Source organism: Chryseobacterium sp. GW823-FHT05E08 (genome assembly GCF_058795655.1).
In genome coordinates this window covers 646,059-672,501 of the sequence record NZ_JBXAHY010000002.1, presented here as the reverse complement: position 1 = coordinate 672,501, position 26,443 = coordinate 646,059, and the positions used below count along the sequence as shown (strand labels likewise).

Below are 26,443 nucleotides of genomic sequence, written 5' to 3'. Positions count from 1 at the left end.
CAACGATTTTTTGAGTATAACAGCTTCTTTTTAGGAGCTGTTTTTTGTTTTTTCTCCCACGGATTTCACAGATTTACACAGATGATTGCGTATAATTTTTAAGTTTAATAAATAAAAATATGCATAAACATCTGTGTAAATCTGTGAAATCTGTGGGAATCAAAATTTATACAACTTATTGCAACATTTTATTTTAAATTGCGACAGATTATTAAAATTTATCATTCATGAAAAAACTAGCTTATCTTACTCTATCCCTTTTCTCAGCATTTACTTTCGCGCAGGAAGTTTCTAAGGAAAGAATAAATACCATAATTTCAACGTTGGCATCAGACGAAATGAAAGGCCGTGAAATCGGAACTCCTGAAAATGAAAACGCAGCAAATTATATCGCAAAGCTTTTCAAAGAAAATAATTTAGAATACTGTACAGGAAATTCTTATCTGGTTCCATTTACTTATAAAGGAAAAACTGTTTATAATGTTTGCGGTGTTCAAAAAGGAAAAACAGATAAATATTTAGGTTTCTCAGGACATTTCGATCATATTGGAATGAACAATAAAAGTGGAGATAACATCTATAACGGAGCAGATGACGATGCAAGCGGAATCACAACTTTAGTTGGAATTTCAGATTATTTCAAAAATAAAAAGCCTGAATTCTCTATGGTTTTCATGACATTTAATGGTGAAGAAAAAGGAATGTTAGGTTCTACAGCAATCGCTGATGATAAAAATTTAGATAAAATTTACAATAATTTATACGCTCTTTTCAATTTTGAAATGGTAGCTACAGAATCTCAATTCGGGAAAAATGCAGTTTTCATGACGGGTGATGAATTTTCGGATCTTGATGAACTTTTCAATAAAAATGCAGTAAACGGATTAAAAATTAACGCTGATCCTTACGCTTCAGAGCAACTATTTTACAGATCAGATAATGTGAACTTTGTTAAGAAGAAAATTATCGCTCATTCAATCTCAACAGCTGATATGACGAAAATTAAACATTATCACCAAGTGAATGATGATGTAAACATAGTTGATTTTGATAATATGGGTCAAATAATCAATAATTTCGGGAAGACTTTGGAAAAATTGAGTCCTAAGAATTTCGCACCAAAATACAACGATAAAGTAAAGTTTTAATAAAAAATAAAAGAGTGTTACCTTATAAAAGTAGCACTCTTTCTTTTAAATATAGATTTTAACAAAATCGCGCTGTAACAAAAAAGATTCTATTGGGACATATTACTTAAAGTAAAATAGGATTTAGAACGTCTTATCATTATATTTTAATTAATTTTGCTATCCAATTTTTCATTGAATGAACGAATATAAAAAAATACTAAAGTTCGCGAGGCCGCACCAAAAATATATCTACGGAAGTTTATTTTTCAACATATTATATTCTGTATTTCAAATAGCTTCTTTAGGAACTATTTTACCGGTTTTGGGAATGCTTTTTGGCACGATAAAGCCTGAGAAATACGAATCTGCTCCAGTCTATTCAGGAGACATCTTAGATCTTTTCACTTATTTAAAAGAATATTCTAATTATTATGTACAAAGCTTAGTTACGGATCATGGTGCGCTGACAGTACTTGCATGGTTGTGTGTCATTACGGCTTTTACCTTTTTATTGAGAAACGTATTTCGATATTTGGGATCGTTTTTATTAATTAATTATCGTGTCGGTGTTACCAAAGATCTTCGTGGTGCCATGTACCGCAAAATACTTTCTTTACCCGTTTCATTTTTTACAGAAAGCAGAAAAGGAGACCTTATGTCGCGTATGTCTAATGATGTAGGTGAAGTTGAAGGTAATATTTTAGGAAGTTTAGTTGAGCTTATTAATGCTCCATTTATGCTAATCAGTACGCTGGTTACTTTATTTTTCTTAAGTACAGAAATGACTCTTTTCTCCTTATTGGTTTTACCTGTAATGGGAACAATGATCGCTTTGGTTGGAAAAAGCCTTAAAAAAGACTCACACGAAGCCCAAAACGAGATGGGAAACATATTTTCCATTGTAGATGAAACCTTAAAATCATCAAAAGTCATTAAGATTTTTAATGCTGAAAAAATAATGGATAATCGTTTTATGCAGTCAATGCAAAAATGGATATCCAGCTCGATAAGATTAGGCAGAAAAAAAGAATTGGCATCGCCAATGAGCGAATTTTTAGGATCAATTACGTTCTTAATCATTGCTTGGTACGGAGGAAAACAAATTATTGTAGAGCAAAGTATTTCACCAGCTGATTTCCTTGTGTTTTTAGGGATTTTCTTCCAGATTTTACCTCCTGTGAAAAGTTTATCAACGTCTATTTCTAACGTTCAGAAAGGAGAAGCTTCTCTTAAAAGAGTATTGGAAATTCTGGATGCAGATGTGAAGATCGAAGAAGTAGCAGAGCCTGTTTCAATTACTACGCTTCAACAAAATATCGAGTTTAAAGACATCGGATTCTATTATGATAAAGATAATTTAATTCTTAAAAATTTCAATTTAACGATTCCGAAAGGAAAAACGGTTGCTTTGGTTGGACAAAGTGGAAGTGGAAAAACGACCATTGCCAATCTTTTAGCAAGATTCTATGATGTTTCTGAAGGTGAAATCTTAATTGATGGTGTCAGCATTAAACATTTAAAATTACAGGAATACAGAAAATTGTTGGGAATGGTAACTCAGGAATCAGTATTATTCAATGATTCTGTTTTCAATAATATTTTAATGGGTAAGCCGGATGCAACGAAAGAAGAAGTAATTAATGCAGCTAAGATTGCCAACGCAGACGCTTTCATCACGCAGCTTCCAAATGGTTACGATACCAATATTGGAGACGATGGAGGAAAGCTTTCCGGAGGTCAAAAACAAAGAGTTTCTATCGCCAGAGCGGTTCTTAAAAACCCTCCAATTATGATCCTGGATGAAGCAACTTCAGCTTTGGATACTGAATCTGAAAAATTTGTTCAAGATGCTTTAGAAAAAATGATGGAAAACAGAACTTCTTTAGTTATTGCACACAGACTCTCAACCATTCAAAAAGCTGACTGGATTGTAGTGATGGAAAAAGGCGACATCGTAGAACAAGGAAGTCACCACGAGCTTATCGCACAAAGAGGTGTTTATCACAAACTTGTTGAGCTTCAGAATTTTGATTAAAATACAAAGGCTGGAAGCTGGAAGTGAGAAGCTCGGAGTTTGGTAACGTGATACGATTAATCTTCCAACCAAGTAAAAATAAAATTTTTAAATGAACCCAATACAAGAGTACTTCTACAGAATTAAAGAGCCTGAAAGAAGTACTCTTCTTTTTTTAAGACAAAAGATATTAGAATCTGACACGGAAAATATTACTGAAACATTGAGTTTCGGGCTTCCATTTTTTAAGTTTAAAAAGAAAATGCTGTGCTATTTGTATTACAGCAAAAAGCATAAGAAACATTATGTAAGTTTTTATCATGGTGACAGACTTGAGCATTCGGAATTGATTCAGGAAGGCAGAAAAAAGTTTAAAATCCTTTTGATTGATATAGAAGAGGATTTACCTGTGGAGTTGATTTTAAGCTTGATTGATGAAGTTAAACAGTATATTAGGGCTTAGGATTCAGGGTTTAGGGCTTAATCTACTTTGTGTTATTAAGTTTTGGCTAAAGCCAATTGATTTTTGATTTAATTTTTAAACGGGCTAAAGCCCGTTCCTATTGATGAAAATATTGCGGTTAAAATTTATTTTAATATTCGTGTTCATTTGTGAAAAGCATTCGTGTCATTTGTGTTTAAACAAAAAAAAGACCGCTCCTTTCGAAACAGTCTTACATATATTTTTGATTAAATCTTAATCTTTCATTCTTGCGATCACATCCAATCCACCTTTTGTGATGTCTCCGATCTTGCAGATGATTTCTGTATCTAACGGCAAGAAAACATCCATTCTTGAACCGAATTTGATGAAACCGAACTCATGTCCAGCTTTCGCCTGATCTCCTTCATTACAATAGAAAACAATTCTTCTGGCAACATATCCTGCGATCTGTCTGAAAACCACTTTATGATTTGTCATACTTTCAACAGCAACGGTTGTTCTTTCATTTTCTGTAGAAGATTTTTCGTGCCATGCAACAAGATATTTTCCCGGGTGATATTTTTTGTAGATCACTTTTCCTGAAACCGGATATCTACAGATATGCACATTCAAAGGTGACATAAAGATAGAAACCTGAATAGCCTTTCCTTTGATAAACTCGTCTTCGTCTACTTCTTTGATCATTACTACTTTCCCGTCAACAGGAGCAATAATGTTCTCTCTGTGTTCCAAAATGTCACGTTCCGGAACTCTGAAGAACCAAAATACCAGACTGTAAACAATCAATAATGGCATAATGATCAGCAGCGACCACATTTTAAGAAAATAAATAGCCAACACACTAATAATAATAAATAGTATCGTTGCTACTGTGATCGTTCCTTTTGACTCCTTATGTAATTTCATGAGATTAAATAAATTTTTCTAAAATAAAGTACAAATATACGACAGGCGCGCAAATTAAAAAACTATCCAGCCTATCTAATACGCCACCATGCCCCGGAAGGATGTTTCCGCTGTCTTTTACACCGAAATTTCTTTTCAATTGGCTTTCTACCAAATCTCCTAATGGTGCAAATGCAGCCACCAAGAACCCAACAATCATCCAGTTTCCGCGAAGTTCTGGTTGGTAATGTTCTATGAAGTATGATAAAACTAAAGTTAATACTACTCCACCAATATATCCTTCCCAAGTCTTTTTAGGAGAGATTTTGGGAGCCATTTTATGTTTTCCGAAGAACTTCCCTGTTAAGTACGCAAAAGTATCGCTGCTCCATATCAGAACAAATAAGAAAAGAACTTCTAAAGAGAACGTATTATCATAAGTCGAGAACTTTGGTAAGCCTAGTGCAAAACTAAACGGAAGAGCTACGTAAATGACTGTAAAAATCAGTTTTCCGCTATCGAAATACAATTCGTTGGCATATTTGAATAAAGTAATAACAGCTATTAAAATCAATGAAAGAGCCAATATTTCGCTCAGTCTGAAATTAAAATAGAAGTCGTGATAGAAATATCTTTTAGAAAACATGTAAAAAATAACCAAAATGACAGGAAATACCACCCATTTTTCATATCCTTTTCCAAATTTCATAAGCTTTACACATTCCCATGATCCTACAACCATTAGAAAAGTGATCAAACCGTAATATAAATATTGTTGTTTAACGAGGTCCGGAGAAATACTGTTGATCAGTTGCGCTCCCAACGGAGTCGTACAAAGAATAATAACTGCAACATAAACAATTCCCGAGAGCGTTCTTTGAATAAGATTTTTGTCCAAGATTTAAATTTTAGAAGTTGATGCTAATCTTCAAGCAGCAATAAAAACAGTTTTGTATTGGCATTAGAAGAAGTATCTAATTTTGACTGATTTCCGCTGATGGAAGTAAGGTTTTTAATATTTCCGTTCCTTTTGATTTTCCCCATCGCATCATTAAGATTATTTACGATCTGAGATACATTCGCCATAATAATAATTTTATTTGGCAGTCTTGAAGAATGGTAATGCAGGATATTATTGTGAGATAGCATGATTCTGCCGTCGTAAGCAATAAGATACTCACAAGTGATGAAAGCCGCATCATTGGAATGTTCAAAATCTGAAGTATAAGGAGCTTTTACAACATTTAGAAAACTCTGAAGTTCCTTGTCCCAACAAAACATATTGTTGATGCCTTCTATTTTTATGATTTGATTTAAAGTCTGTAGAGCTTCCGCTTCATCTGCACAATAATTGAAAAATCCTCCGGAATGCGTAAACAATTGCGCAAACTTATAGTCGAGATCCGCATTTTTAAGCGAGTCCCCTAGTTTCTCCAAACTCTGTTTGTCTTCTTCCTCAGGTTGGTTGGTAAGTTTGCTTACAATTCTCTTGAATAAACTCAACTTAATTTATTTTTAGTCAACTTTATACAAAAATAGAAAATTAATTACAATAGATTCTAAAAATGTACCCTTAAATATGAAAAAACCTGACAATTTTGTGTTGTCAGGTTTTTGTAATATGTTTTTGAGGTATTTTAAAGTTGAGTCGGGCTTTCTGGAGCCTGAATTTCACTTCCCTCTTCTTTGTCTTTGATAATGATTTCCTCATTCGGTTCTTTCGCTACTGCGATCGTGCTTGTAACAGGTCTTTCTGTTAACTCAGGATCCCATGCTCTTTTTCCGAAGATGTCCTCAAGGTCTTCCCGGAATATTACTTCTTTTTCTAAAAGTTTATTCGCCAAAGCATCAAGCTTATCTTTATTTTCAGTAAGAATCTGAACTGCTCTCTGATATTGATTTTCAATAATTGATTTTATCTCAACATCAATTTTATTAGCTGTTTCCTCAGAATATGGTTTACCGAAGTTGTATTCAGACTGCCCTGAACTATCGTAGTAAGAAATATTACCAATATTTGGACTCAATCCGTATACAGTAACCATTGCCTGAGCTCTTTTCGTTACACTTTCCAAATCAGACAATGCACCTGTTGAAATATTGTTGAAAATAACCTGCTCTGCTGCTCTACCTCCTAACGTTGCACATAACTCGTCCAACATCTGTTCAGTCGTTGTCAATTGTCTTTCTTCCGGAAGATACCAAGCTGCTCCTAAAGAACGTCCTCTTGGTACAATCGTTACTTTTAACAATGGAGCTGCATGTTCTACCAACCAAGAGATTGTAGCGTGACCAGCTTCATGATAAGCAACTCTCTTCTTTTCTGAAGGTTTGATCGCCATATTTTTCTTCTCAAGACCTCCGATGATTCTGTCTACAGCATCAAGGAAATCCTGTTTAGTAACTGAAGTATGACTATTTCTAGCTGCAATCAATGCCGCTTCGTTACAAACGTTAGCAATATCCGCCCCACTGAATCCAGGAGTTTGTTTTGCTAAAAACTCTCTGTCAACCGTATCATCAAGCTTAATTTTAAGCAAGTGAACATCAAAAATCTCTTTTCTTTCGTGTAATTCAGGAAGATCTACATAAATAGAACGGTCAAAACGTCCTGCTCTCATTAAGGCTTTATCTAAGATATCAGCTCTGTTGGTTGCAGCCATAACGATTACGTTCACGTCTGTTCCAAATCCGTCCATTTCTGTAAGAAGTTGGTTCAATGTATTTTCTCTTTCGTCGTTTCCGCCTGAGAAATTGTTTTTACCTCTTGCACGTCCGATAGCATCAATCTCATCAATAAAGATAATTGCTGGAGATTTTGCTTTTGCCTGAGCAAAAAGATCTCTCACTCTTGAAGCACCTACACCCACAAACATTTCAACAAAATCTGAACCTGAAAGTGAGAAGAACGGAACCTTAGCTTCACCTGCAACAGCTTTAGCCAATAATGTTTTACCTGTTCCCGGAGGACCTACTAATAGAACTCCTTTCGGAATTTTACCTCCTAGTTTTGTATATTTTTCAGAATTTTTCAAGAAATCTACAACTTCCTGTACTTCTTCTTTTGCACCTTCCAAACCTGCAACATCTTTAAATGTTACCTGAATTCTTTCTTTTTCGTCGAAAAGTTTAGCTTTAGACTTACCGATAGAGAAAATTTGTCCGCCAGGACCTCCGCCACCTCCCATCTTTCTGAAAAGAAGGAAATAGAATAATCCTAAAATCGCGATCCAGATCAAAGCTGAAAACAAGATATCCATGAACGGGTTTTTACCCGCACCGTAATCTTTAGTCGTTTTAATCGCCGGATTTGTTGCTTTTACCTGATCAAATTTTTGAAGGAAAAGCTGAAGGTCTCCGTATTTCACAGAATAATCTGCTTTTGGAGCCATATCAAAACCTGATAACGGATTGTTGTCTTTGGCTTCTTTACTTACCATTGCTGTTTTGGCAGCTTTAGTTAAGAAAATATCAGCCTTTTCGGTGTCTTTGTATATAATAATGTTCTGAACTTTCCCCGTCTGCAATTCTCTGAAGAAACCATCTTCATCAATAGATTTTGCACTATCGCCTCCTAAAAAATTGGAACCGAAGAATAACAAAAGAGCTATGATCGCAATCGGAAAAAACCAGTTAAATCCTTTATTGTTCATTTATACTTTTTAAAATTTAATATTCATATTCAATTTTTGTGATTGCTGCATCTCCCCAAAGTTCCTCGATGTCATAATATTCACGAGTTTCTTTCTGGAAAATGTGCACCACTACGGTAACATAATCTACCAAAACCCACATAGAGTTTTCGGTACCTTCTACATGCCAAGGTCTATCCTGAAGATCGTTTCTCACCTTTTTCTCAACACTTCCTGCTAATGCAGATACCTGAGTGTTTGAGTTTCCGCTACAAATTATAAAAGTTTCCGCTACAGAGTTCTCAATCTTAGAAAGATCGAAGATCATGATATCTTCACCCTTTACGTCTTGGATGGCTTCAACAATTTTATCTATTAGTGCCTGCTTTTCTGCTGTTTTATTCATTAAAATATCTATAATCTGCAAATTTATTGTTTTTCTTTTACTTTAGCCTTACTTTTAGCCTTTTAAAGTCTTAAAGTTTTCTTAATGGGTCAACTATTCTATCAAAAAGAGTCTTCTTCTACTAATGACGAAATATCTCAGGTTTTACTTTACGATACTTCGGATTTTATTGGTCTTCATACTTTCAACCAGACAAAAGGTCGCGGACAGTATGGAAATACATGGATTTCAACAGCTGAAAAAAATTTAGCTTACACTTTAGCCGTTAAAGCTGACAATTTCACGCTTACTGATTTCTTGTTCAATTATTATACCGCAATCATCATAAGGGATTTCCTTGCCAATTTGACTGAAAATATAGTGAAAATAAAATGGCCGAACGACATCATTCTTAAAAATAAAAAAATCGTCGGAATCTTAATTGAGAAGAAAAAAATTAATCAAAGCAATTATTATATTATCGGTTCGGGTATTAATATTTTACAGGAAGAATTTGATGATATTTCTAAGGCTGGATCACTTCTAACCCAGACCGGGATACGATTTGACTTAAAAGAATTAACTCTAAAATACCATAACTTTTTAATTGAAAAACTAAAAAACATTCCGTCTGAACAGAAAATAATGGATCAATTTAATGAAAATCTATTCCGAAAAGATGAGATTTCCGTTTTTGAGATTAATGAAGAGCGACAAAATGGCATCATAAAATACGCCGATGAAAAAGGTGAATTATGGATCGATCTTGAAAATGACGGACTAAAATCTTTTTATCACAAAGAAATAAAATTGCTTTACTGATTCGCTCTTTTCAGATATAAATACAATGCAATCGGGAAAAAGATGATATTCGGGAACCACATTGCCAAAGCTGGTGACATACTTTTATTTTCCGAAACTACTTTTAAAGCTTCGAATGAAAATACAAATAAGAAGGCCAAGGAAATCCCTATCGCCAAGTTAATTCCCAATCCTCCCCTTTTCTTTTGAGAAGATAGAGACAGCGCCAAAAACGTCAGAATAACAATAGAAATAGGCATGGAAGTCCTCTGATGAAGCTCATTAAGATGGCTATTCAGGTTACTATTGCCTTTTTCTTTTTCTCTTTGAATAAACTTCAGAAGTTCGGGCGTTGTTTTATTTTGACCCAACAATTCATTCGGGAAAAGTTCGTCAGGATTGTGCCCGAAGTTTTTTCTTAATTCAGGGCCATTTCCTAGTTTTTCGGTATCGTCTTTATTGATTGTTTTTTCGAAATAATTACTTAAAACAAATTGTTTTTTAGCCTTGTCCCAAAGTACATCAGAAGCTTTAAGTTCGTAAGTCATCTTTCTATTCTTATCGAATTTTTGGAAGACAAAACCAGAACCTCTTTTTTCTCCTTTGTTCCAAGAATTAACAAAAATATATTCCGTTCTGCTTAATTGCGCAGAAACAGGGGCTGTACCCAAAACTTTCTCTTTATTCCTCGCATTATAAGTGTACGCCTCAAGCTGATTTTTCTGAATATTTGCCCAAGGAAGCACAAAGTGATTGATTACCAGTGACAAACAAGCAATAAACAGAGAAGTAATTAAGTACGGTTTTGCAAATCTGTGAAAACTTGCTCCACTACTGATAATGGCAACAATCTCCGTATTATTTGCCATTCTGGATGTGAAATAAATCACAGAAATAAACACCAAAATGGACAGGAAAGTCATGACCAAGTTGATAATCCAGAAAGGATAAAAATGAATAAGAAAATAAGTTAAATCTAATTTTGGATCTAAAAGTTTAGCATTTTCAATTCTCGGAATCTTTTGCTGAACATCGATTACCAAAACTACTACAGACAGCAATATCAACATGAAACTGAAAGTCCCAAGGTATTTTTTAATGATATATCGGTCTATAATTTTAAGCATTATTTTCTTTTTTTTAATGCGTTTTTACAATTTAATTTAAATTTAATAGGATTACATCCTATTCTTTGGTAAGTCGTCCCTTTGGGACTCCTTTTCTTACAGTCTTTGTCTAAGAATCGGAACCACAGAGTTTTTCCATTGATAGAAATCTCCTGCAACAATATGTTCTCTCGCCACTTTTACCAAATCTAAATAAAATGCCAAGTTATGAATTGATGCAATTTGTTTTCCTAAATATTCTTTAGAAACAAACAAATGGCGCACATACGCTTTTGAATATTCTTTATCTACAAAACTCGTCCCAAATTCATCCAAAGGCGAAAAATCGTTCTTCCATTTTTCATTTTTCATGTTCATAACACCTTGCCAAGTGAACAACATTGCGTTTCTGGCGTTTCTTGTAGGCATTACACAATCCATCATATCAATTCCTAAACCAATGGATTCCAGAATATTCCACGGAGTACCAACTCCCATTAAATATCTTGGTTTGTCTTTTGGTAAAATATCGGTAACCTCATCGGTAATTCTGTACAATTCATCTTCAGGCTCACCAACGGAAAGTCCGCCAATTGCATTTCCTTCTGCACCAGCTTCCGAAATTACTTCCGCTGAAATTTTTCTTAAATCTGAATAGGTAGAACCCTGAACGATCGGGAAAAATCTTTGTTTATGCCCATATAATTCTGGATTTTTTTCATTCCAATCGATACATCTTTTTAACCAACGATGCGTCATTTCCATGGAAGCTTTTACCTGATTGTACCCACTTGGATAAGCAACACATTCGTCAAAAGCCATAAAAATATCTGCCCCGATCTGTCTTTGGATTTCCATAGACTTTTCCGGAGTAAATAAATGATAGCTTCCATCTATGTGAGACTTAAATTTCACTCCTTCCTCAGACATTTTTCTGCTTCCTGAAAGTGAAAAAACCTGAAAACCTCCTGAATCCGTAAGAATTGGAAGATCCCAGTTCATGAATTTATGTAAACCTCCCGCATTCTGCATCGTTTCCATGCCGGGACGAAGGTACAAATGATAGGTATTGCCCAGAATAATTTGAGCTTTAATGTCTTCTTTTAATTCTCTTTGGTGGACTGTCTTTACACTTGCAACAGTTCCCACAGGCATAAAAATAGGCGTTTGCACCTTACCGTGATCGGTCATAAGTTCTCCTGCTCTTGCCTTACCTTCAGAGGTTTTTTCTATATTAAAAAATTTCATTCGTATACTTTTAAATCATTGCCATTAGCCGTTTTATTTTGCCTAATGGATCACGTTTCTGCATTGTTATCTTGCAAAAGACGGTACATTACCATCCTTTTTTAATTTGTCTTTTATATATTGATCCGCTTTTGGATCTTTTTCCAACAGTTTTTTCTGAGCTTCGTCTGCGATACCTTTCATTTGATCTTTTACAACGTAATATTTAAAACTTTCAACAAAATCGGTAGATTTTATTTTGTGAGCTTTAAGGACATACCTTGTTCCTGCTTCCAGATTTTTATTTTGATACATGAAAGTTGCCTGATCGTTGATCGACAGATCAGCAAGAATCTCGGCCATCGTATCTTTATCCACCAAGTTCTTTGGTTTATCTACATAATCACTGCACGAAAATATGCATGATAAAACGAAAATGAAGATCAGCTTTTTCATAATCTGTTGATTAATGATTTCCACTTTAAATTTAAAACACCAAAAACCGCTTCATGAATGATTCCTCCATTCATTTTGCTTTCTCCCAATATTCTGTTTGTAAAAATAATAGGTACTTCTACAATTTTATAGCCTTTTTTAAAAGCTCTGAATTTCATTTCGATCTGAAATCCGTACCCTTTTAATCTTACGTTATCCAAACCAATCTCTTCTAAAACTTTTCTTGAAAAACAGACAAAACCTGCTGTTGTATCATGAATCGGAAGTCCTAAAACAAATCTCACATATTTTGAAGCGAAATAAGAAAGTAAAACTCTTCCCATTGGCCAGTTTACCACATTTACTCCTTTTGAGTAGCGTGAACCGATCGCCATATCTGCATTTAAACAAGCTTCAAACAATTTAGGGAGATCACTTGGATTGTGAGAAAAATCGGCATCCATTTCAAAAATATAATCATAATTGTTTTGAATTGCCCATTTAAACCCATGAATATAAGCCTTTCCCAAACCGTCTTTCACATGTCTTATCGACAAATGTAAAGTATGGGGAAACTTCTTTTGAAGATCTTTTACAATGTTGGAAGTTCCGTCCGGAGACGAGTCGTCCACCACCAAAATATGAAAGTCATCTTCCAACGCAAAAACCGCGGAAATTATACTTTCTATATTTTCCTTTTCATTATAAGTTGGGATGATGACGAGTTTTTTCATTTCAATTTGCAAAGATAGTTTATTTAACCTTTTTATTTTATACAAAATAATCTATAATTTTGCAAAAAACATTCCTTTGCCGTTATCACAAAATTTTATTAATAATGTAAGAATACCTGAGAACAACGATTGGGTAATCTTTATATTGTTGGGCTGCATATTTTTATACCTATTTATGATGAATATCATAGAAAGAGGCGCCAACCTGAAAGACTTTTTGCTTCAAAAATATTTTGACGCAAGCAATAACCTTCCGAGTTGGATCATTACTTCCTGTGTGATGGCTCTTACTTTGGCAGTTTTAATCTCTCAATATATTCCGATTGTGCCTAAATACATAGCCGATCTGAGTGTTTTGGGGTATCAATTGAATAAATTTGGGTATAGTTTAACAATAGTTATTCTATTTTATTTCATAAAAACGACTTTAGGGTTTGTTTTTTATCAAAGTATAGGTGATGGTAAAAAATGGCTGGTTTTTTATTTTACCTCCACCAAATTTTATTTCGTTTTGTCATTTTTATTAATAATTTTATGTGTAACCCACTACTATTTCCCTATTGACAGAAATAAAATGTTTTTATACTATTTGTTCTTCTTTTCTTTTGTATTCATTTTCAAAGTTTTTTTCTATTTATTTCACAAGAACAATGTTTTACCTGAAAAATGGTATTATAAATTTTTGTATATTTGCACCCTCCAAATCGCACCTTTATTGTTGCTTTGGAAACTATTATTTTTTTAATAAATGTCAATGATGAGAATAAAGTCTATATTGGTTTCTCAACCAGCGCCTAGTGAGTCTTCTCCATATTTGGAAATAGCGAAGAAGGAAAAAATAAAGATTGACTTCCGCCCTTTTATCCACGTCGAAGGAGTTGACAACAAAGAACTTAGAACACAGAAAATAGATCTAACGCAGTACACTGGAATTATTTTTACCAGCAAAAACGCGATTGACCACTATTTCAGACTTGCAGAAGAATTGCGTTTCAGCGTACCGGATACGATGAGATACATTTGCCAGTCCGAAGCAGTTGCCAACTATCTTCAAAAGCATATTGTGTACAGAAAAAGAAAGATCAGTTTTGGGGAGAAAAACTTCTCAGACTTGGCTCCTCTTTTCAAAAAATTCCCTACTGAGAAGTATCTGTTACCTTCTTCAGATGTTTTAAGCCCGGATATCATTAAAACTTTAGATACCTCAAACGTAGATTGGACAAGAGCGATCATGTACAGAACAGTTTGCAGTGATTTAACAGATATTACGATTAAAGATTATGATATGTTGATATTCTTTAGTCCACAAGGAATTAAATCTTTACAACAAAATTTCCCTGAATTCAAACAGGACGAAACTAATATTGGTGTTTTCGGTAACACAACATTAGCAGCAGCCGAAGAAGCAGGATTAAGAGTAGATTTAATGGCTCCTACAAAAGAGACGCCGTCTATGACAATGGCTCTTGAAAAATACATTAAAGCGCTTCATAAATAGCTTTTACTATAAAATATAAATCAGCCGTCTTTTCAATTAAAGGAAAGATGGCTTTTTTTTAACTAAATTTGAACAAGAATTAATATTGAATGGAAGCTCCACAGGCAAAAAAAATAGAAAAAATACTAGAAATACACGGAGATAAAAGAACGGACAATTATTTCTGGCTCAATGAAAGAGAAAATCCCGAAGTCATAAAATATCTTGAAGAAGAAAACGCTTACGAAGAATTTATGATGAAGGACACCGAAGAGCTTCAGGAAGAGCTTTACGAAGAAATGAAGGCCCGTTACAAAAAAGACGATGAGTCTCTACCCTATTTCTTTAACGAATATTGGTACATTGTACGTTATGAAGAAGGAAAAGAATATCCTATTTTTTGCAGAAAACATAAAAGTTTAGACAATACAGAAGAAATTATTCTTGATGTAAATGTACTTGCAGAAGGCGAAACATTTTTCGAAGTCGGAAGCGTTGCCGTAAGTCCTAATAATAAATTAATGTCTTTTTCGTCCGATAATGTTGGAAGAAGAATTTATGACATTAATTTTAAAAATCTAGAAACAGAAGAAATTCTTACTGATAAAATAGAAAACACAACAGGTAAAGCTGTTTGGGCGAATGATAACGAACATGTTTTTTACATCAGAAAAGATGACAGCTTACGCGCATTTCAGGTTTACCGACATAAATTAGGAACAGAACCTTCGGAAGATGTTTTAATTTTCCATGAAGAGGATGATACTTTTGATGTGAATGTTTTCAAGACAAAATCATTAGAATATATTTTCCTTGCTAGTTCAAGCACTATTTCGGACGAACATCGTTTTATTCCTGCTGATGATGTTTTTGCAGAATGGAAGATGATTCAGTCAAGAATCGATGACCTAGAATATTCTGTCGAACATTACGAAGATGAGTTTTACATTATCACCAATGCCGATGATGCCTTCAATTTTAAAATTGTAAAAGCTAAAATCGACAATTGTGGAATGGAAAACTGGGTAGATGTAATTCCGCACCGCGCAGAAGTTTTATTGGAAGGTTTTGAAATATTTAAAGATTATCTTATTCTCGAAGAAAGAGAAAAAGGTCTTCTACAAATCAAAATCATTGAAGAGAAAACAAACGAATCTTATTATCTTCCTTTCTCGGATCCGACTTACACCGCTTACATCGGAACCAATTTGGAATTTGACACCGAAGTTTTACGTTACGGTTACACCTCGCTTATACAACCCAATGCAACCTACGAATACAACCTTAAAGACAAAACAACGAAACTGTTGAAACAACAGGAAGTTTTGGGAGGGAAATTCATTGCTGAAAATTATATTTCTGAAAGAATTTGGGCAGACTCAAGAGACGGAGAAACGAAGGTTCCAATTTCTTTAGTTTACCATAAAGACACTAAAAAATCCGCTGATACTCCCGTACTTTTATATGGTTATGGAAGTTACGGACACACAGTTGATGCAAGTTTCTCGAATGTAAGATTATCAATTTTAGACAGAGGTTTCATTTACGCAATCGCTCATATCCGAGGTGGTGAATATTTAGGAAGAGAATGGTACGAAGACGGAAAAATGCTGTTTAAGAAAAATACATTCTTCGATTTTATTGATGCAGGGAAATATTTAATTAAAGAAAACTACACTTCTTCAAAGCATTTATATGCAATGGGCGGAAGTGCAGGAGGATTATTGGTTGGAGCAGTTATCAATTACGAGCCGAAACTATTTAACGGAATTGTTTCTCAAGTTCCTTTTGTAGATGTTGTGACAACGATGTTGGATGAAACGATTCCATTAACAACCGGAGAATATGACGAATGGGGAAATCCAAACGACAAGGAATATTATCAATACATGAAAGATTATTCGCCTTACGATAATGTAGAAGCGAAAGAATATCCTCACATGTTGATTACAACAGGTCTGCATGATTCTCAGGTTCAATATTGGGAACCTGCAAAATGGACTGCGAAATTAAGAGAATTAAAAACTGATAATAATCTTTTGCTATTTAAAACCGACATGAGTTCAGGCCACGGAGGAGCAAGCGGAAGATTTGAATCATTAAAAGAAGACGCATTGGAATACGCGTTTCTGCTCAAAATAAATGATAATTCATAAATGATAAATGATGGATAGTGTCGATTATAACAAACTTTTCGCTTCAAAAACAAAGCAATTAGCAGTTACAATTATTCAGGAATTATCTAAACTTCCTTATCAAGAAGCTTTTGCCGTAATTAGAAAACAAATATATCGTTCGTCTACATCAATGGCAGCCAATTATAGAGCGATGTGCAGAGCTAGATCAAAGGCAGAGAGATTTTCTAAAATATCCATCGTTATAGAAGAAACAGACGAAACATTATTTTGGCTTGAAATGCTAGAAGAACTTAATTATGTTCAAAACGAAATTTTATTAGATTTAAAAATTAAAACTGAAGAAATCCTAAAAGTGACTTCTTCATACCGAAAGATGTTAAAAGCCTAGCTTTTATCATTTATCAAATATCACTTATCATTTATAAATTATGATCAACGAAGCTGAATACTGGAAAAAAGTAGAACAATTTTTCGAGGATAACTTTGAGACTGAAAAAAATCCGCCAATCGAGACGATATTATTTCTGATTGGTCTTCAGGAACTTGGAAGTGGTCAACAAAAATATACGAAAGACGACAAATTAAACATTCTTCATATTGCCGTTTGCAGATTATTAGAACCTTTTGGTTATTATAAATTCACGCATTACGAAGATGGATGGCCTCATTTTGAAAAACTGGAAGGACTGCCGGAATTAAAACCCAATGAGCAATCATTGCTTATGAAAAAAGCGGTTATTCAATATTTTCAGGATGAAGAATTGATATAAAAATAAAGCTTGGAAAAAATTTCCAAGCTTTTTTAATTTTTAAACCATTAAGATTTGGTTTAAATTATTTTAAAATTTCCTCAAGCTGATTCAATCCCATTTTGAAACCTTCTTCAAACCCCATCTCCAACTGCTGTTTTATACCTTCCGGAGACGCAAAATGAATATTGACCGTCACTTTTGTACCTTCTTCTACGCCTGTAAATCCAAACAGCCACTTTGATTGCCCAAAATCTTGATTAATATTGCCATTTTCATCGCAGAAAGCATCTGTTCCGTCAAAACTACGATGCTCCATGATTTCGCCATATTTTACCTGTGCATAATGTCTCTCTCCTTCCGGACCAACCATTGAGTACAGCCAAATTCCACCTTCCTTAAAATCCTGTTCTTTTGTTTCACATTTCCATGGTTTTGGAGCCCACCATTGATTCAATAATTCTGATTTTGTAAAATAATCCCATACTTTTGACACATCTGCATTAAAAATTTTCATTACATAAACCGTATTAGAATCAAAATCTTTGTTAAAAACGATATTAGATTTCATAAGTAATTATTTTTAACAAACTTAATATATTATTCTCTGACAAGGCTTTTCCTATGACAAGTATTTAAAAATTTATAATAAAATGTTAAAAAACGCGGTTTTAAGAAAAATTACACAATTTTTTGGCTCGTTTTTTGTTTATGAAGTCTTAAAATAATTAATTTTAACATTCATAATTCCAAAATTTTTAAAATAAAATAATGAATAATAAATTCATCCCAATAATTTCAGTGTTTATGACGATCTCACTGATTGTCTTCGTTACGCTCCAATTTTATTGGTTGAAAAGATATTATAATGTCCTAGAGCAAGATTTTTCGAGCAAAGTATATACTGCCTTAGAAAGTACCGCCAAAAGCGTTACCGAAATTGAGATAGAAAAATATATGAACGAGAATAATAAAAACTTCCGAAATAATATTCTTGCCAACAATAAACAACCTTCTTTAACCACTATTCAGCAGGTTGAGGATTCTGGGACTCAAAGACAAATTATTTATTCTAAAAATATTATTGAAAGAAGTAAGCTTCCGATTTCTCAAAGTGGAGATTCTATAAAATGGACGACACTTTACAGCGATGAAGCTGCCTATAAAATAAAAAGGGATACCACAAAACCCCAACAGCTTACCTCAGAACTTAACAATGAAATTGAAAATGGAGATTATACCATAAAAGAATTTGCAAAAATCTATGGGAATAATTTACCCATCACCAAAAGAGTTGATGATAAAGTACTTGATTCTATTATTTCAAAAGAGCTAAAAATAAGGGGAATTTCCGCAAAATTCGGGTATGGGATTACGGATAAAAACAACAATCTTACAAGCATAGTCAACAAAGATTATAAAGATAAAAAAGACAATACGCCTTACAGCTACCCTCTTTTTACAGACAATAAAGAACGTACCTTATATTCTTTGGCTTTAGTTTTTCCTAAGAAAGAATATTCTTTGGCGATGAACAACTGGCCGATGCTTTTAGGCACTTTCCTTTCATTATTGACGATTTTGGGAATTTATATCATTTCCATTAATTATATGATGAGACAGAAAAAATTGGCGGAAGTAAAAACAGACTTCATCAACAATATGTCGCATGAATTCAAGACTCCTCTGGCAACAATTTCGGTAGCAACAGACTCGTTGGCAAATGATAAAATTGCCACCAATCCTGATAAGGTTAAATATTATTCAGAGTTGATAAAACAGGAGAATCTGAGGATGAAAAAACAGGTGGAAAACGTTCTCAACATGTCTAAATTAGAGAGAAACGAAGTCAACCTATTCCTAAAAGAAGCCAACGTAAGAGAATTAATCAAAAGAACGACTGAGTCATTTAACCTGATTGTGAAACAAAGAAACGGTTCATTAACGCAAGAGTTCAACGCAGAGAAATATATCTTTAAAATTGATGAATTTCATATTTCAAATATGTTGGTGAATTTATTGGATAACGCCAATAAATATTCTCCGGAAACCCCTGAAATTCATGTAAAAACAAGAAACGAAGGCAATTTCTATGTTATTGAAATTTCCGACAAAGGAATGGGAATGGAAACCCAGAATAAAACGAAAATTTTCGACAAATTCTTTAGAGAAGAAACCGGAAATATTCACAACGTGAAAGGACAAGGCTTAGGACTTTCTTACGTTAAGAAAATTGTAGAACTGCATAAAGGACAGGTTATTGTAGATTCTCAAAAAGAATTAGGAAGTACGTTTACGATCAAGCTTCCAATGAGTTAAAATAAAAATTAAATCACAAAACAAAATATTACAAAAACAAGAAGGAATAGCTAGTTCATTCTTAATTTATTAATTATTAATTACTTGAAATTATGAGCAACAGAATATTATTAGTAGAGGACGATCAGAGTTTCGGCGCAGTGTTGAAGGATTATTTAACGATCAATAACTTTGAAGTTACGCTGGCTGTAGATGGAGAACAGGGATTAAAAGAATTTACAGAAAACGAATTCGACATCTGTATTTTCGATGTCATGATGCCTAAAAAAGACGGGTTTTCATTGGCAGAAGATGTTAAAAAAATCGATAAAAATACACCTATCATTTTCTTGACAGCAAGAAACATGAGAGAAGATATATTAAAAGGATATCAATTGGGAGCTGATGATTATATCACGAAACCATTTGATACTGAATTACTTTTATATAAAATCAAAGCAATTCTTCAAAGAAGTTCTACATTGGAAAATGAGGAGCAGGAGCAATTCAAGATCAGCAATATTTTCTTTGACTCTATGTTGAGACAATTGAGAGTTGGTGATAAAGAATACAAACTTTCTCCAAAAGAAAATGAATTGTTGAAACTTCTTTGTATTCACAGAAACGACTTCATGCCGAGAGACTTAGCATTAAGAAAGATCTGGAAAAAAGAAAACTACTTCACCGCAAGAAGTATGGACGTTTACATCGCAAAACTTCGTAAATTATTAAAAGATGACGAAGGGTTGGAAATTATCAACGTTCACGGAGAAGGATTCAGACTTTTAGTTAAGAATTAATTCCAGATTAAGATTATAAATATAAAATTAGCAAAACAATTAAAAATGTTTTGCTAATTTTGTTTCATACCATTTTGGATATGAAGAATATATTTTTAGGTTTAATTGCCGTTTCCATAGTAACCGTTTCTTGTAAAAAGGACGAAAGAGCAACATACATTGAAGAGGAAGCCAGCGTTCAGTCGAATGCAGTTGCTAATGCACCTCAAACATCCCTTTTAGATCAGGCCGGAATTTCCAGCCAAAACGCAACTGCTGTAGCATCCGGAATTAATCCTGCCCACGGACAGCCGGGACACAGATGCGACATCCCTGTTGGACAACCTTTGAATAGCAAACCTGCACCGACAGCCCAAAACACACCTGTTAATAACGTTCCAAATGCGGTTCAGATCGATCCGAATACTTTACCTGCAGGACAATTCGTTGTTCCGGATAAAAAACAGGTAAAAACAGCGCCGGGAATGAATCCTCCACACGGAGAACCAGGACACAGATGTGATATTCCTGTTGGACAGCCTTTAAACAGCAAACCTGCGCCGCAAACAACTCCAGCCAATGTAGTTCAACCAACTCCGGCTCCGGCACCTCAACAGGCTCTTGCAGTTGGTGAAAAACCAAAATTGAATCCTCCTCATGGAGAGCCTTTTCATAGTTGTTCATTAAAAGTGGGAGATCCTTTGCCATAATTTTTGTAAATTTGCACTCGTGAAGCTAGTTCAGATTTTGACGATCATTTTCTGCCTTGGGATTTTTTTGATTCCTAAGGATAATTTCTATGCTCAGGCTTCACAGGAAACTTGCTGCAAAAAAGAGTCAAAATCAGACGATTGCTGTAAAAACCATCACACTTCATCCAAAGAAAATCACTCTAAAGAAAGTAAATCATCTTGTAATGATGACTGCTGTACTTTTTGCGTGTCTTGCGCACCATTTTTAGAAATTACATCTTCTAAAAACTTGTTGTCTTTAGACTTTTCAAATTTTAATCTTACTGAAAATTTACAATTTCAATATTCTGATCCTTATGTTTCAGATGGTTTAAAAGATATCTGGCAACCGCCTAAACTGGGTTAATTATCTATCAAATAGTTCATTATTTTATGATGAACTGATTTTTTAATTAATCTAAATTTTAAACAAATGAAATTATATATTTCCAAGGTCATTCTTGGTGCATTCTTACTATTTACCCAAATTATTTTTGCTCAAAATCTTTCTAAAAGTCAGTTTAAAGTTAAAGGAAACTGCGAAATGTGTAAGGAAAGAATTGAAACAACGGCTAAAAAGGCAGGCGCAAAAGAAGCCCGATATTCTATTGATTCTCAAACCTTAACCTTAGAAACTAACAGTAACATTTCAACTGAAGAGATTTTAAATAAAGTTGCAGAAGCCGGACATGACAATGAAAAATTCAAAGCATCAAATGAGACTTATGAAAGTCTTCCCGGATGTTGTCATTACGAAAGAGATTTACAACCTAAAATTGCAGAAAATCACGAACATCATTCCAAAAAAGAGAATGAATTTTATGTAAAAGGAAACTGCGCATCTTGTAAAGCAAGAATTGAAAAAGCAGCCAAAGATGCAGGTGCAAATTCCGTAGACTGGAACGCAGAAAAGCAAACCGTTACATTAGATTTTGATTCATCAAAAACCTCAGCCGATAAAATTTTAAAGAAAATTGCAGACGTTGGTCATGATAATGAAAAGTACAAATCCAGCGACAGCACTTATAAAAATCTGCCATCATGTTGTTTGTACGACAGAGAAATCGCGTTAGGAGAAAAGAATCCTAATGTACATTATGAGGAGAGTACAACATCTGAACATTCAGAACACACTGACCAAAACGCTTCAAACGAAAACCATGAAAGTCACGACAATCATGAAAAACACATTGAAGGCGTAGTTGTAACAGGTGGAAAAGCCGCAACTTCTTTAAGCAAAAAAGAAGCAGGTTTGGTTTTTAATATCGATAAAAAAGAATTATTAAAAGCAGCTTGTTGTAATTTATCCGAAAGTTTTGAGACCAATGCGACGGTTGATGTTTCTTTCAGCAATGCAGTTACAGGAACCAAACAATTGAAAATGTTAGGCTTAGATCAAAAATACACAAGCTTAACTAAAGAATTACTTCCTGAGATCAGAGGTTTGGCTTCTGCGTATGGATTAAGTTTCATTCCCGGAAGATGGATCGAAAGCATCCAGTTAACCAAAGGAGGAAGCACCGTTACCAACGGATACGAAAGTATCACAGGACAGATCAATACAGAGCTTTTAAAAAACGCTAAAGAACCTGAAACTTCATTAAATCTTTTTTCTGACTTTAATGGAAGAGCCGAAGCTAATGTTACCAACGTTTCTAAGATCAATGAAAAATGGTCTCAAACATTTTTACTTCACGGAAACGGAACTTTCGGTAATACCGATATGAATGATGATGGTTTTCTTGACCGTCCAAAAGGAACTCAGATTAATGCAGCTTATTTATTGAATTATAATGATTTAGAGAAGTCAGGTTTCGGTTCGCATTTTGGAATTAATTTCATCAAAGACGAGAGAACGGCAGGACAAACTGATTTCAACAAACAATTGGCTCAGGACAAACAAACTGCTTACGGCGTTGGAATTGACATCTCAAGATTCCAGGTTTGGAATAAAACAGGATACGTTTTTAAAGGAAAACCTTACCAAAGTTTAGGCTGGATGAACCAATATGTTTATCATCAGCAGGATAGTTTTTTCGGTCTTAGAAATTATTCGGGGAAGCAGCAGACGTACTACTCTAATTTAATTTTTGAAAGTATTTTAGGAAATACCAATCACAAATATAAAGCAGGTGCAAGTTTTATGTACGATGGTTATGATGAAACGTATTTGACAGATAATTTCAAAAGAAAAGAAATCGTTCCAGGAATTTTTGCAGAATATACTTTAATAGGCTTAAAATATACTTTAGTTGCCGGAGCAAGAGCAGATTTTCACAATTTGGCAGGAACTCAGTTTACCCCGAGATTGAATTTTAAATATGATTTCACTCCACAAACTATTGTAAGACTTTCTGCGGGAAGAGGCTTTAGAACGGCGAATGTTTTTGCTGAAAATCAACAGTATTTTGCATCTAACAGAAATATTCAAATCTTGCAAAATAATGGAGATATTTATGATTTAAAGCCGGAAATCGCTTGGAATTACGGGATAAGTTTGCAACAGGAATTCAAATTATTTGGAAGAAAATCTTCGATTATTGCTGATTTTTTCAGAACAGATTTCCAGAACCAGGTTTTGGTAGATCTAGACCGTTCACCTCAGCAGTTAACTTTCTATAACTTAGACGGTAAATCTTTCGCGAACTCTTTTCAAACGCAATGGGATTTTACCCCTTTCAAGAATTTTGATGTAAGATTGGCGTATAAATATTATGATGTACAAGCTGATTATTTGGATGGAAGAAGAGAAATTCCTTTCATGGCAAAACACAGAGGTTTTGTGAATTTGGCTTATGCAACCAACAAAAATAATAATGGCGCATTTTGGAGTTTTGACACCACTTTAAACTGGGTAGGAAAGCAAAGACTTCCCAATACATCAAGCAATCCCGAAGAATTTCAATTGCCAACCTATTCAGAATCTTATGCGGTGTTGAATGCTCAAGTTTCAAGAAATTTCAACAAAAAGATCAGAGCTTATGTTGGGGGAGAGAATCTAACTTCTTATTACCAGAAAAATGCGATTGTAGATTTCAAGAATCCTTTCGGAAATTACTTTGATGGTGGAATGGTTTATGCTCCGATTATGAAGGCTAATTTCTATGTTGGACTGGATGTAACTTTCTAGGTTTGAGAGTTTGAGAATTATAGAGTTTGAGTGAAGTAACAAAACTCATTCAAATTAAAATATATAAGCATGATTTCAATAATTTAATATCTTGAAATCATGCTTTTTTGTATCTTTAAACTAAAGTAAAAGTATGGGATTACAGGATCTTGTTTTTGAAGACAATTATAAAAAATTCGGGCTCAGTGTATTTTCTAATGAAAACCTTGAAACCATCAACAAAATAAAGTCTCAACCTTATATCAAAATACTTTTAGTTCCTGCAGGTTATGAACTGACCATAGATTTCAATCATTATAAAACAGAAGCTCCTACTCTATTTTTTCTTACCTATCAATATTTAGACATTAAAAATGGAGATTCTGAAGCCGCCTCACTTCTCTATTACAACCGAGATTTTTATTGTATTCAAATTCATGATAAAGAGGTAGCTTGTGACGGCCTGCTTTTTCATAATATTTTTGAAATTCCAAAAGTTGATCTTGATGATTCTGAAACAATTATTATTAAAAACTTATTTCAAAATATCAACGAAGAACTCGAATGGAAAGAATCTTCCAGCGAAGAAATGATAAGAACATATTTAAAACAGATCATCATCCGCGCTACCAGAAAATGGAAAAAGCAAAATCTGGACAACGATACGGTAAAAATTCCAAGCAATGAATTGGATGTTTTCAGAGATTTCAGCAGACATCTGGAAATCCATTTCAGAGAAAAGCACAATGTGGCTGATTATGCAGACTTGCTACACTTAGCACCGAAAACTTTAACCCATAAATTTAAAAACTTAAACCTAGATTCGCCCAATCAGTTTATCATCAATCGAATTTTATTGGAGGCCAAAAGATTGTTATTTTACACTGATAAACCTGTTAAAGAAATTGCATATGATTTAGGCTATGAAGATCCGGCCTATTTCAACCGACTTTTCACCAATAAAATTGGAAATACCCCTGTAAATTTCAAGAAAAATTACACTTCGGGAAAAAAGTACAATATTTAGTTCTTTTTATCTATTTATTTGGACAAACATCTGACATATCTTTGTATCATCAAAAACAAACAACATTAAATAAAACAAAACATTATGAAACGTAACGCAACAGCCGTTTGGAACGGTAACATTAAAGAAGGTAACGGACACATCACTACTCAAAGCACAACTTTGAACGAAACTCAATATTCTTTCAACAGCCGTTTTGCTGACGGAGTAGGAACAAATCCAGAAGAATTATTGGCAGCAGCTCACGCAGGATGCTTTACAATGAAATTAAGTGCAGAACTTTCTCAAGCTGGTTTTACTCCAGAAGAATTAGTTACAAAATCTGTAATTACTTTAGATCCAAACATCGGAAAAATTACAAAATCAGAATTGACTTTAACTGCAAAAGTTCCGGGACTTTCAGAAGAAGATTTTCAAAAATATGCTAAAATTGCAGAAGAAGGATGTCCTGTAAGTGCAGCTTTCAATTTTGAGATTACTTTGAATGCTACTTTAGCTTAACTAAAAAATTGAACCATTAAGATTTTCTTTAAGGAGTTAAGTGAAATTAAGGAAAGAGATAAACTTTAAATTCGCTTGCAAATTCTTAATAATCTTAACTCCTTAAAGAAAATCTTAATGGTTTAAAAAACTAAATCTGAGCTTTTAAATAAACTCAGATTTAATTTTAAAATAAAATATACCGATTGGTATATTTTTGTATCTTTGTACTATATTTTCATTGAAAGAAATGTCAAAAGCAGAAAAGACAAAACAATTTATTATTGAAAAAACGGCCTCTTTGTTTAATACCAAAGGCTATACTTCTACGTCGCTTTCAGATATTACGGAAGCAACGGGCTTAACAAAAGGAAGCATTTATGGCAATTTCGAGAATAAGGATGAAGTTGCGCTTGCGGTCTACAAATACAACTCAGGTTTATTGGGTAAAAGTATGTCGCGATCGCTTGGTGATGAATTTCCGACAACTATTGATAAACTAAATGCTTTTGTTAATTTTTACCGTAAAAGCTGGAAAATGGTTTTCGAAACCGGAGGTTGTCCATTGATGAATGCTGCAACCGAAGCCGACGACAAATTTCCTACGTTGAAAAAACAGGTCACAAAATCTTTCGAAGGCTGGATAAAAAATATATCAGAAGTCATTATTCAAGGTCAGAAAAATGGTGAAATTCATGAAAATATCAATGCTGATGAATTCGGATCGTTATTTATTATGCTCGTTGAGGGCGGAATTTTGCTTTCCAAAACAACAGGTGACGAAAAATATCTCAACCTCGCTTTAGACAGAATATTATTAATTATTGATAAAGAATTAAAACACCTTCCATCATAAACTTC

Annotated in this window: 27 protein-coding genes; 17 read left to right on the top strand and 10 right to left on the bottom strand. The window is 33.9% G+C overall.

The genetic code is table 11. From position 1 onward, the window contains the following. Positions 1-227: 227 nt before the first annotated feature. The 3 genes from AC1Q7L_RS09070 (at position 228) to AC1Q7L_RS09060 (ending at position 3,607) form a co-directional block, all read left to right on the top strand. Positions 228-1,148 carry a M28 family peptidase gene (locus AC1Q7L_RS09070; RefSeq protein ID WP_492305149.1) on the top strand — a complete coding sequence of 307 codons (921 nt, stop codon included), beginning with the start codon at positions 228-230 and terminating at the stop codon, positions 1,146-1,148. Positions 1,149-1,326: 178 nt separating this feature from the next. Then, positions 1,327-3,165, top strand: coding sequence for an ABC transporter ATP-binding protein (locus AC1Q7L_RS09065; RefSeq protein WP_492305148.1), 1,839 nt, complete (start codon positions 1,327-1,329; stop codon positions 3,163-3,165). Between the two features lie 91 nt (positions 3,166-3,256). Continuing rightward, positions 3,257-3,607 carry a DUF1801 domain-containing protein gene (locus tag AC1Q7L_RS09060; protein ID WP_492305147.1) on the top strand — a complete coding sequence of 117 codons (351 nt, stop codon included), beginning with the start codon at positions 3,257-3,259 and terminating at the stop codon, positions 3,605-3,607. A 234-nt stretch (positions 3,608-3,841) separates the two neighbouring features. Here the strand turns inward: AC1Q7L_RS09060 and AC1Q7L_RS09055 are convergent, their stop codons facing one another. From AC1Q7L_RS09055 to rsfS, 5 genes are all read right to left on the bottom strand, one after another. Then, positions 3,842-4,495, bottom strand: a complete 654-nt coding sequence (locus AC1Q7L_RS09055; protein ID WP_492305146.1) for a phosphatidylserine decarboxylase family protein — start codon at positions 4,493-4,495, stop codon at positions 3,842-3,844. Positions 4,496-4,499: 4 nt separating this feature from the next. After that, positions 4,500-5,372, bottom strand: a complete 873-nt coding sequence (locus AC1Q7L_RS09050; RefSeq protein ID WP_492305145.1) for a phosphatidate cytidylyltransferase — start codon at positions 5,370-5,372, stop codon at positions 4,500-4,502. A 23-nt stretch (positions 5,373-5,395) separates the two neighbouring features. Beyond that, complete coding sequence (locus AC1Q7L_RS09045) at positions 5,396-5,977, bottom strand: LUD domain-containing protein (RefSeq protein WP_410691491.1); 582 nt, start codon at positions 5,975-5,977, stop codon at positions 5,396-5,398. Positions 5,978-6,111: 134 nt separating this feature from the next. Next, positions 6,112-8,127 carry an ATP-dependent zinc metalloprotease FtsH gene (gene ftsH, locus AC1Q7L_RS09040; RefSeq protein WP_492305144.1) on the bottom strand — a complete coding sequence of 672 codons (2,016 nt, stop codon included), beginning with the start codon at positions 8,125-8,127 and terminating at the stop codon, positions 6,112-6,114. A 16-nt stretch (positions 8,128-8,143) separates the two neighbouring features. Next, positions 8,144-8,512, bottom strand: coding sequence for a ribosome silencing factor (gene rsfS, locus AC1Q7L_RS09035; protein ID WP_066753570.1), 369 nt, complete (start codon positions 8,510-8,512; stop codon positions 8,144-8,146). A gap of 84 nt (positions 8,513-8,596) precedes the next feature. Here rsfS and AC1Q7L_RS09030 point away from each other — a divergent pair, with 84 nt between their 5' ends. Beyond that, positions 8,597-9,313 carry a biotin--[acetyl-CoA-carboxylase] ligase gene (locus AC1Q7L_RS09030; RefSeq protein ID WP_492305143.1) on the top strand — a complete coding sequence of 239 codons (717 nt, stop codon included), beginning with the start codon at positions 8,597-8,599 and terminating at the stop codon, positions 9,311-9,313. Here the strand turns inward: AC1Q7L_RS09030 and AC1Q7L_RS09025 are convergent. The 4 genes from AC1Q7L_RS09025 to AC1Q7L_RS09010 form a co-directional block, all read right to left on the bottom strand. Further along, positions 9,307-10,419, bottom strand: coding sequence for an LptF/LptG family permease (locus AC1Q7L_RS09025; protein ID WP_492305142.1), 1,113 nt, complete (start codon positions 10,417-10,419; stop codon positions 9,307-9,309). The two genes, AC1Q7L_RS09030 and AC1Q7L_RS09025, sit on opposite strands and share 7 nt — an antisense overlap. Positions 10,420-10,515: 96 nt before the next feature. Beyond that, positions 10,516-11,646: a tRNA guanosine(34) transglycosylase Tgt gene (tgt, locus tag AC1Q7L_RS09020; RefSeq protein ID WP_492305141.1), complete on the bottom strand. Its 1,131-nt coding sequence runs from the start codon at positions 11,644-11,646 to the stop codon at positions 10,516-10,518. Positions 11,647-11,712: 66 nt separating this feature from the next. Beyond that, positions 11,713-12,081 carry a DUF4296 domain-containing protein gene (locus tag AC1Q7L_RS09015; protein WP_492305140.1) on the bottom strand — a complete coding sequence of 123 codons (369 nt, stop codon included), beginning with the start codon at positions 12,079-12,081 and terminating at the stop codon, positions 11,713-11,715. Continuing rightward, on the bottom strand, positions 12,078-12,794 hold the full coding sequence (locus AC1Q7L_RS09010; RefSeq protein ID WP_066753575.1) for a polyprenol monophosphomannose synthase: 717 nt from the start codon (positions 12,792-12,794) through the stop codon (positions 12,078-12,080). The genes AC1Q7L_RS09015 and AC1Q7L_RS09010 overlap by 4 nt, the downstream gene beginning before the upstream one ends. Between AC1Q7L_RS09010 and AC1Q7L_RS09005 the strand changes: the two genes are divergently transcribed. The 5 genes from AC1Q7L_RS09005 to AC1Q7L_RS08985 all read left to right on the top strand — a co-directional run bounded on the left by AC1Q7L_RS09005 (position 12,775) and on the right by AC1Q7L_RS08985 (position 17,179). Next, positions 12,775-13,539, top strand: coding sequence for a DUF4271 domain-containing protein (locus AC1Q7L_RS09005; protein ID WP_492305139.1), 765 nt, complete (start codon positions 12,775-12,777; stop codon positions 13,537-13,539). The two genes, AC1Q7L_RS09010 and AC1Q7L_RS09005, sit on opposite strands and share 20 nt — an antisense overlap. Positions 13,540-13,551: 12 nt before the next feature. Continuing rightward, positions 13,552-14,292 carry a uroporphyrinogen-III synthase gene (locus AC1Q7L_RS09000; protein WP_066759579.1) on the top strand — a complete coding sequence of 247 codons (741 nt, stop codon included), beginning with the start codon at positions 13,552-13,554 and terminating at the stop codon, positions 14,290-14,292. A gap of 89 nt (positions 14,293-14,381) precedes the next feature. Beyond that, entirely contained in the window at positions 14,382-16,427 is a 2,046-nt protein-coding gene (locus tag AC1Q7L_RS08995; protein WP_492305138.1) for a S9 family peptidase, read from the top strand. Positions 16,428-16,437: 10 nt separating this feature from the next. Beyond that, a complete protein-coding gene (locus tag AC1Q7L_RS08990) occupies positions 16,438-16,797 on the top strand; it encodes a four helix bundle protein (RefSeq protein WP_492305137.1) in 360 nt (119 codons plus the stop codon). Positions 16,798-16,837: 40 nt separating this feature from the next. Next, entirely contained in the window at positions 16,838-17,179 is a 342-nt protein-coding gene (locus tag AC1Q7L_RS08985; protein ID WP_072407073.1) for a hypothetical protein, read from the top strand. Between the two features lie 64 nt (positions 17,180-17,243). Here the strand turns inward: AC1Q7L_RS08985 and AC1Q7L_RS08980 are convergent, their stop codons facing one another. Beyond that, positions 17,244-17,729 carry an SRPBCC family protein gene (locus AC1Q7L_RS08980; protein ID WP_492305136.1) on the bottom strand — a complete coding sequence of 162 codons (486 nt, stop codon included), beginning with the start codon at positions 17,727-17,729 and terminating at the stop codon, positions 17,244-17,246. Positions 17,730-17,929: 200 nt separating this feature from the next. Here AC1Q7L_RS08980 and AC1Q7L_RS08975 point away from each other — a divergent pair, with 200 nt between their 5' ends. From AC1Q7L_RS08975 to AC1Q7L_RS08940, 8 genes are all read left to right on the top strand, one after another. Beyond that, a complete protein-coding gene (locus AC1Q7L_RS08975) occupies positions 17,930-19,477 on the top strand; it encodes a sensor histidine kinase (RefSeq protein WP_492305135.1) in 1,548 nt (515 codons plus the stop codon). 92 nt (positions 19,478-19,569) lie between these two features. Beyond that, a complete protein-coding gene (locus AC1Q7L_RS08970; RefSeq protein WP_066753598.1) occupies positions 19,570-20,256 on the top strand; it encodes a response regulator transcription factor in 687 nt (228 codons plus the stop codon). An 80-nt stretch (positions 20,257-20,336) separates the two neighbouring features. Then, complete coding sequence (locus AC1Q7L_RS08965; RefSeq protein ID WP_492305134.1) at positions 20,337-20,945, top strand: hypothetical protein; 609 nt, start codon at positions 20,337-20,339, stop codon at positions 20,943-20,945. Between the two features lie 19 nt (positions 20,946-20,964). Next, positions 20,965-21,333, top strand: a complete 369-nt coding sequence (locus AC1Q7L_RS08960) for a hypothetical protein (protein WP_492305133.1) — start codon at positions 20,965-20,967, stop codon at positions 21,331-21,333. Between the two features lie 66 nt (positions 21,334-21,399). Then, a complete protein-coding gene (locus tag AC1Q7L_RS08955; RefSeq protein WP_492305132.1) occupies positions 21,400-24,096 on the top strand; it encodes a TonB-dependent receptor domain-containing protein in 2,697 nt (898 codons plus the stop codon). Between the two features lie 133 nt (positions 24,097-24,229). Continuing rightward, positions 24,230-25,102, top strand: coding sequence for a helix-turn-helix domain-containing protein (locus AC1Q7L_RS08950; RefSeq protein WP_492305131.1), 873 nt, complete (start codon positions 24,230-24,232; stop codon positions 25,100-25,102). Positions 25,103-25,186: 84 nt separating this feature from the next. Beyond that, the gene (locus tag AC1Q7L_RS08945) at positions 25,187-25,603 is read left to right on the top strand and encodes an OsmC family protein (RefSeq protein WP_492305130.1); all 417 of its coding nucleotides are present in this window, start codon (positions 25,187-25,189) and stop codon (positions 25,601-25,603) included. Between the two features lie 229 nt (positions 25,604-25,832). Then, a complete protein-coding gene (locus AC1Q7L_RS08940) occupies positions 25,833-26,438 on the top strand; it encodes a TetR/AcrR family transcriptional regulator (protein WP_492305129.1) in 606 nt (201 codons plus the stop codon). The last annotated feature ends 5 nt before the right edge of the window (positions 26,439-26,443 follow it).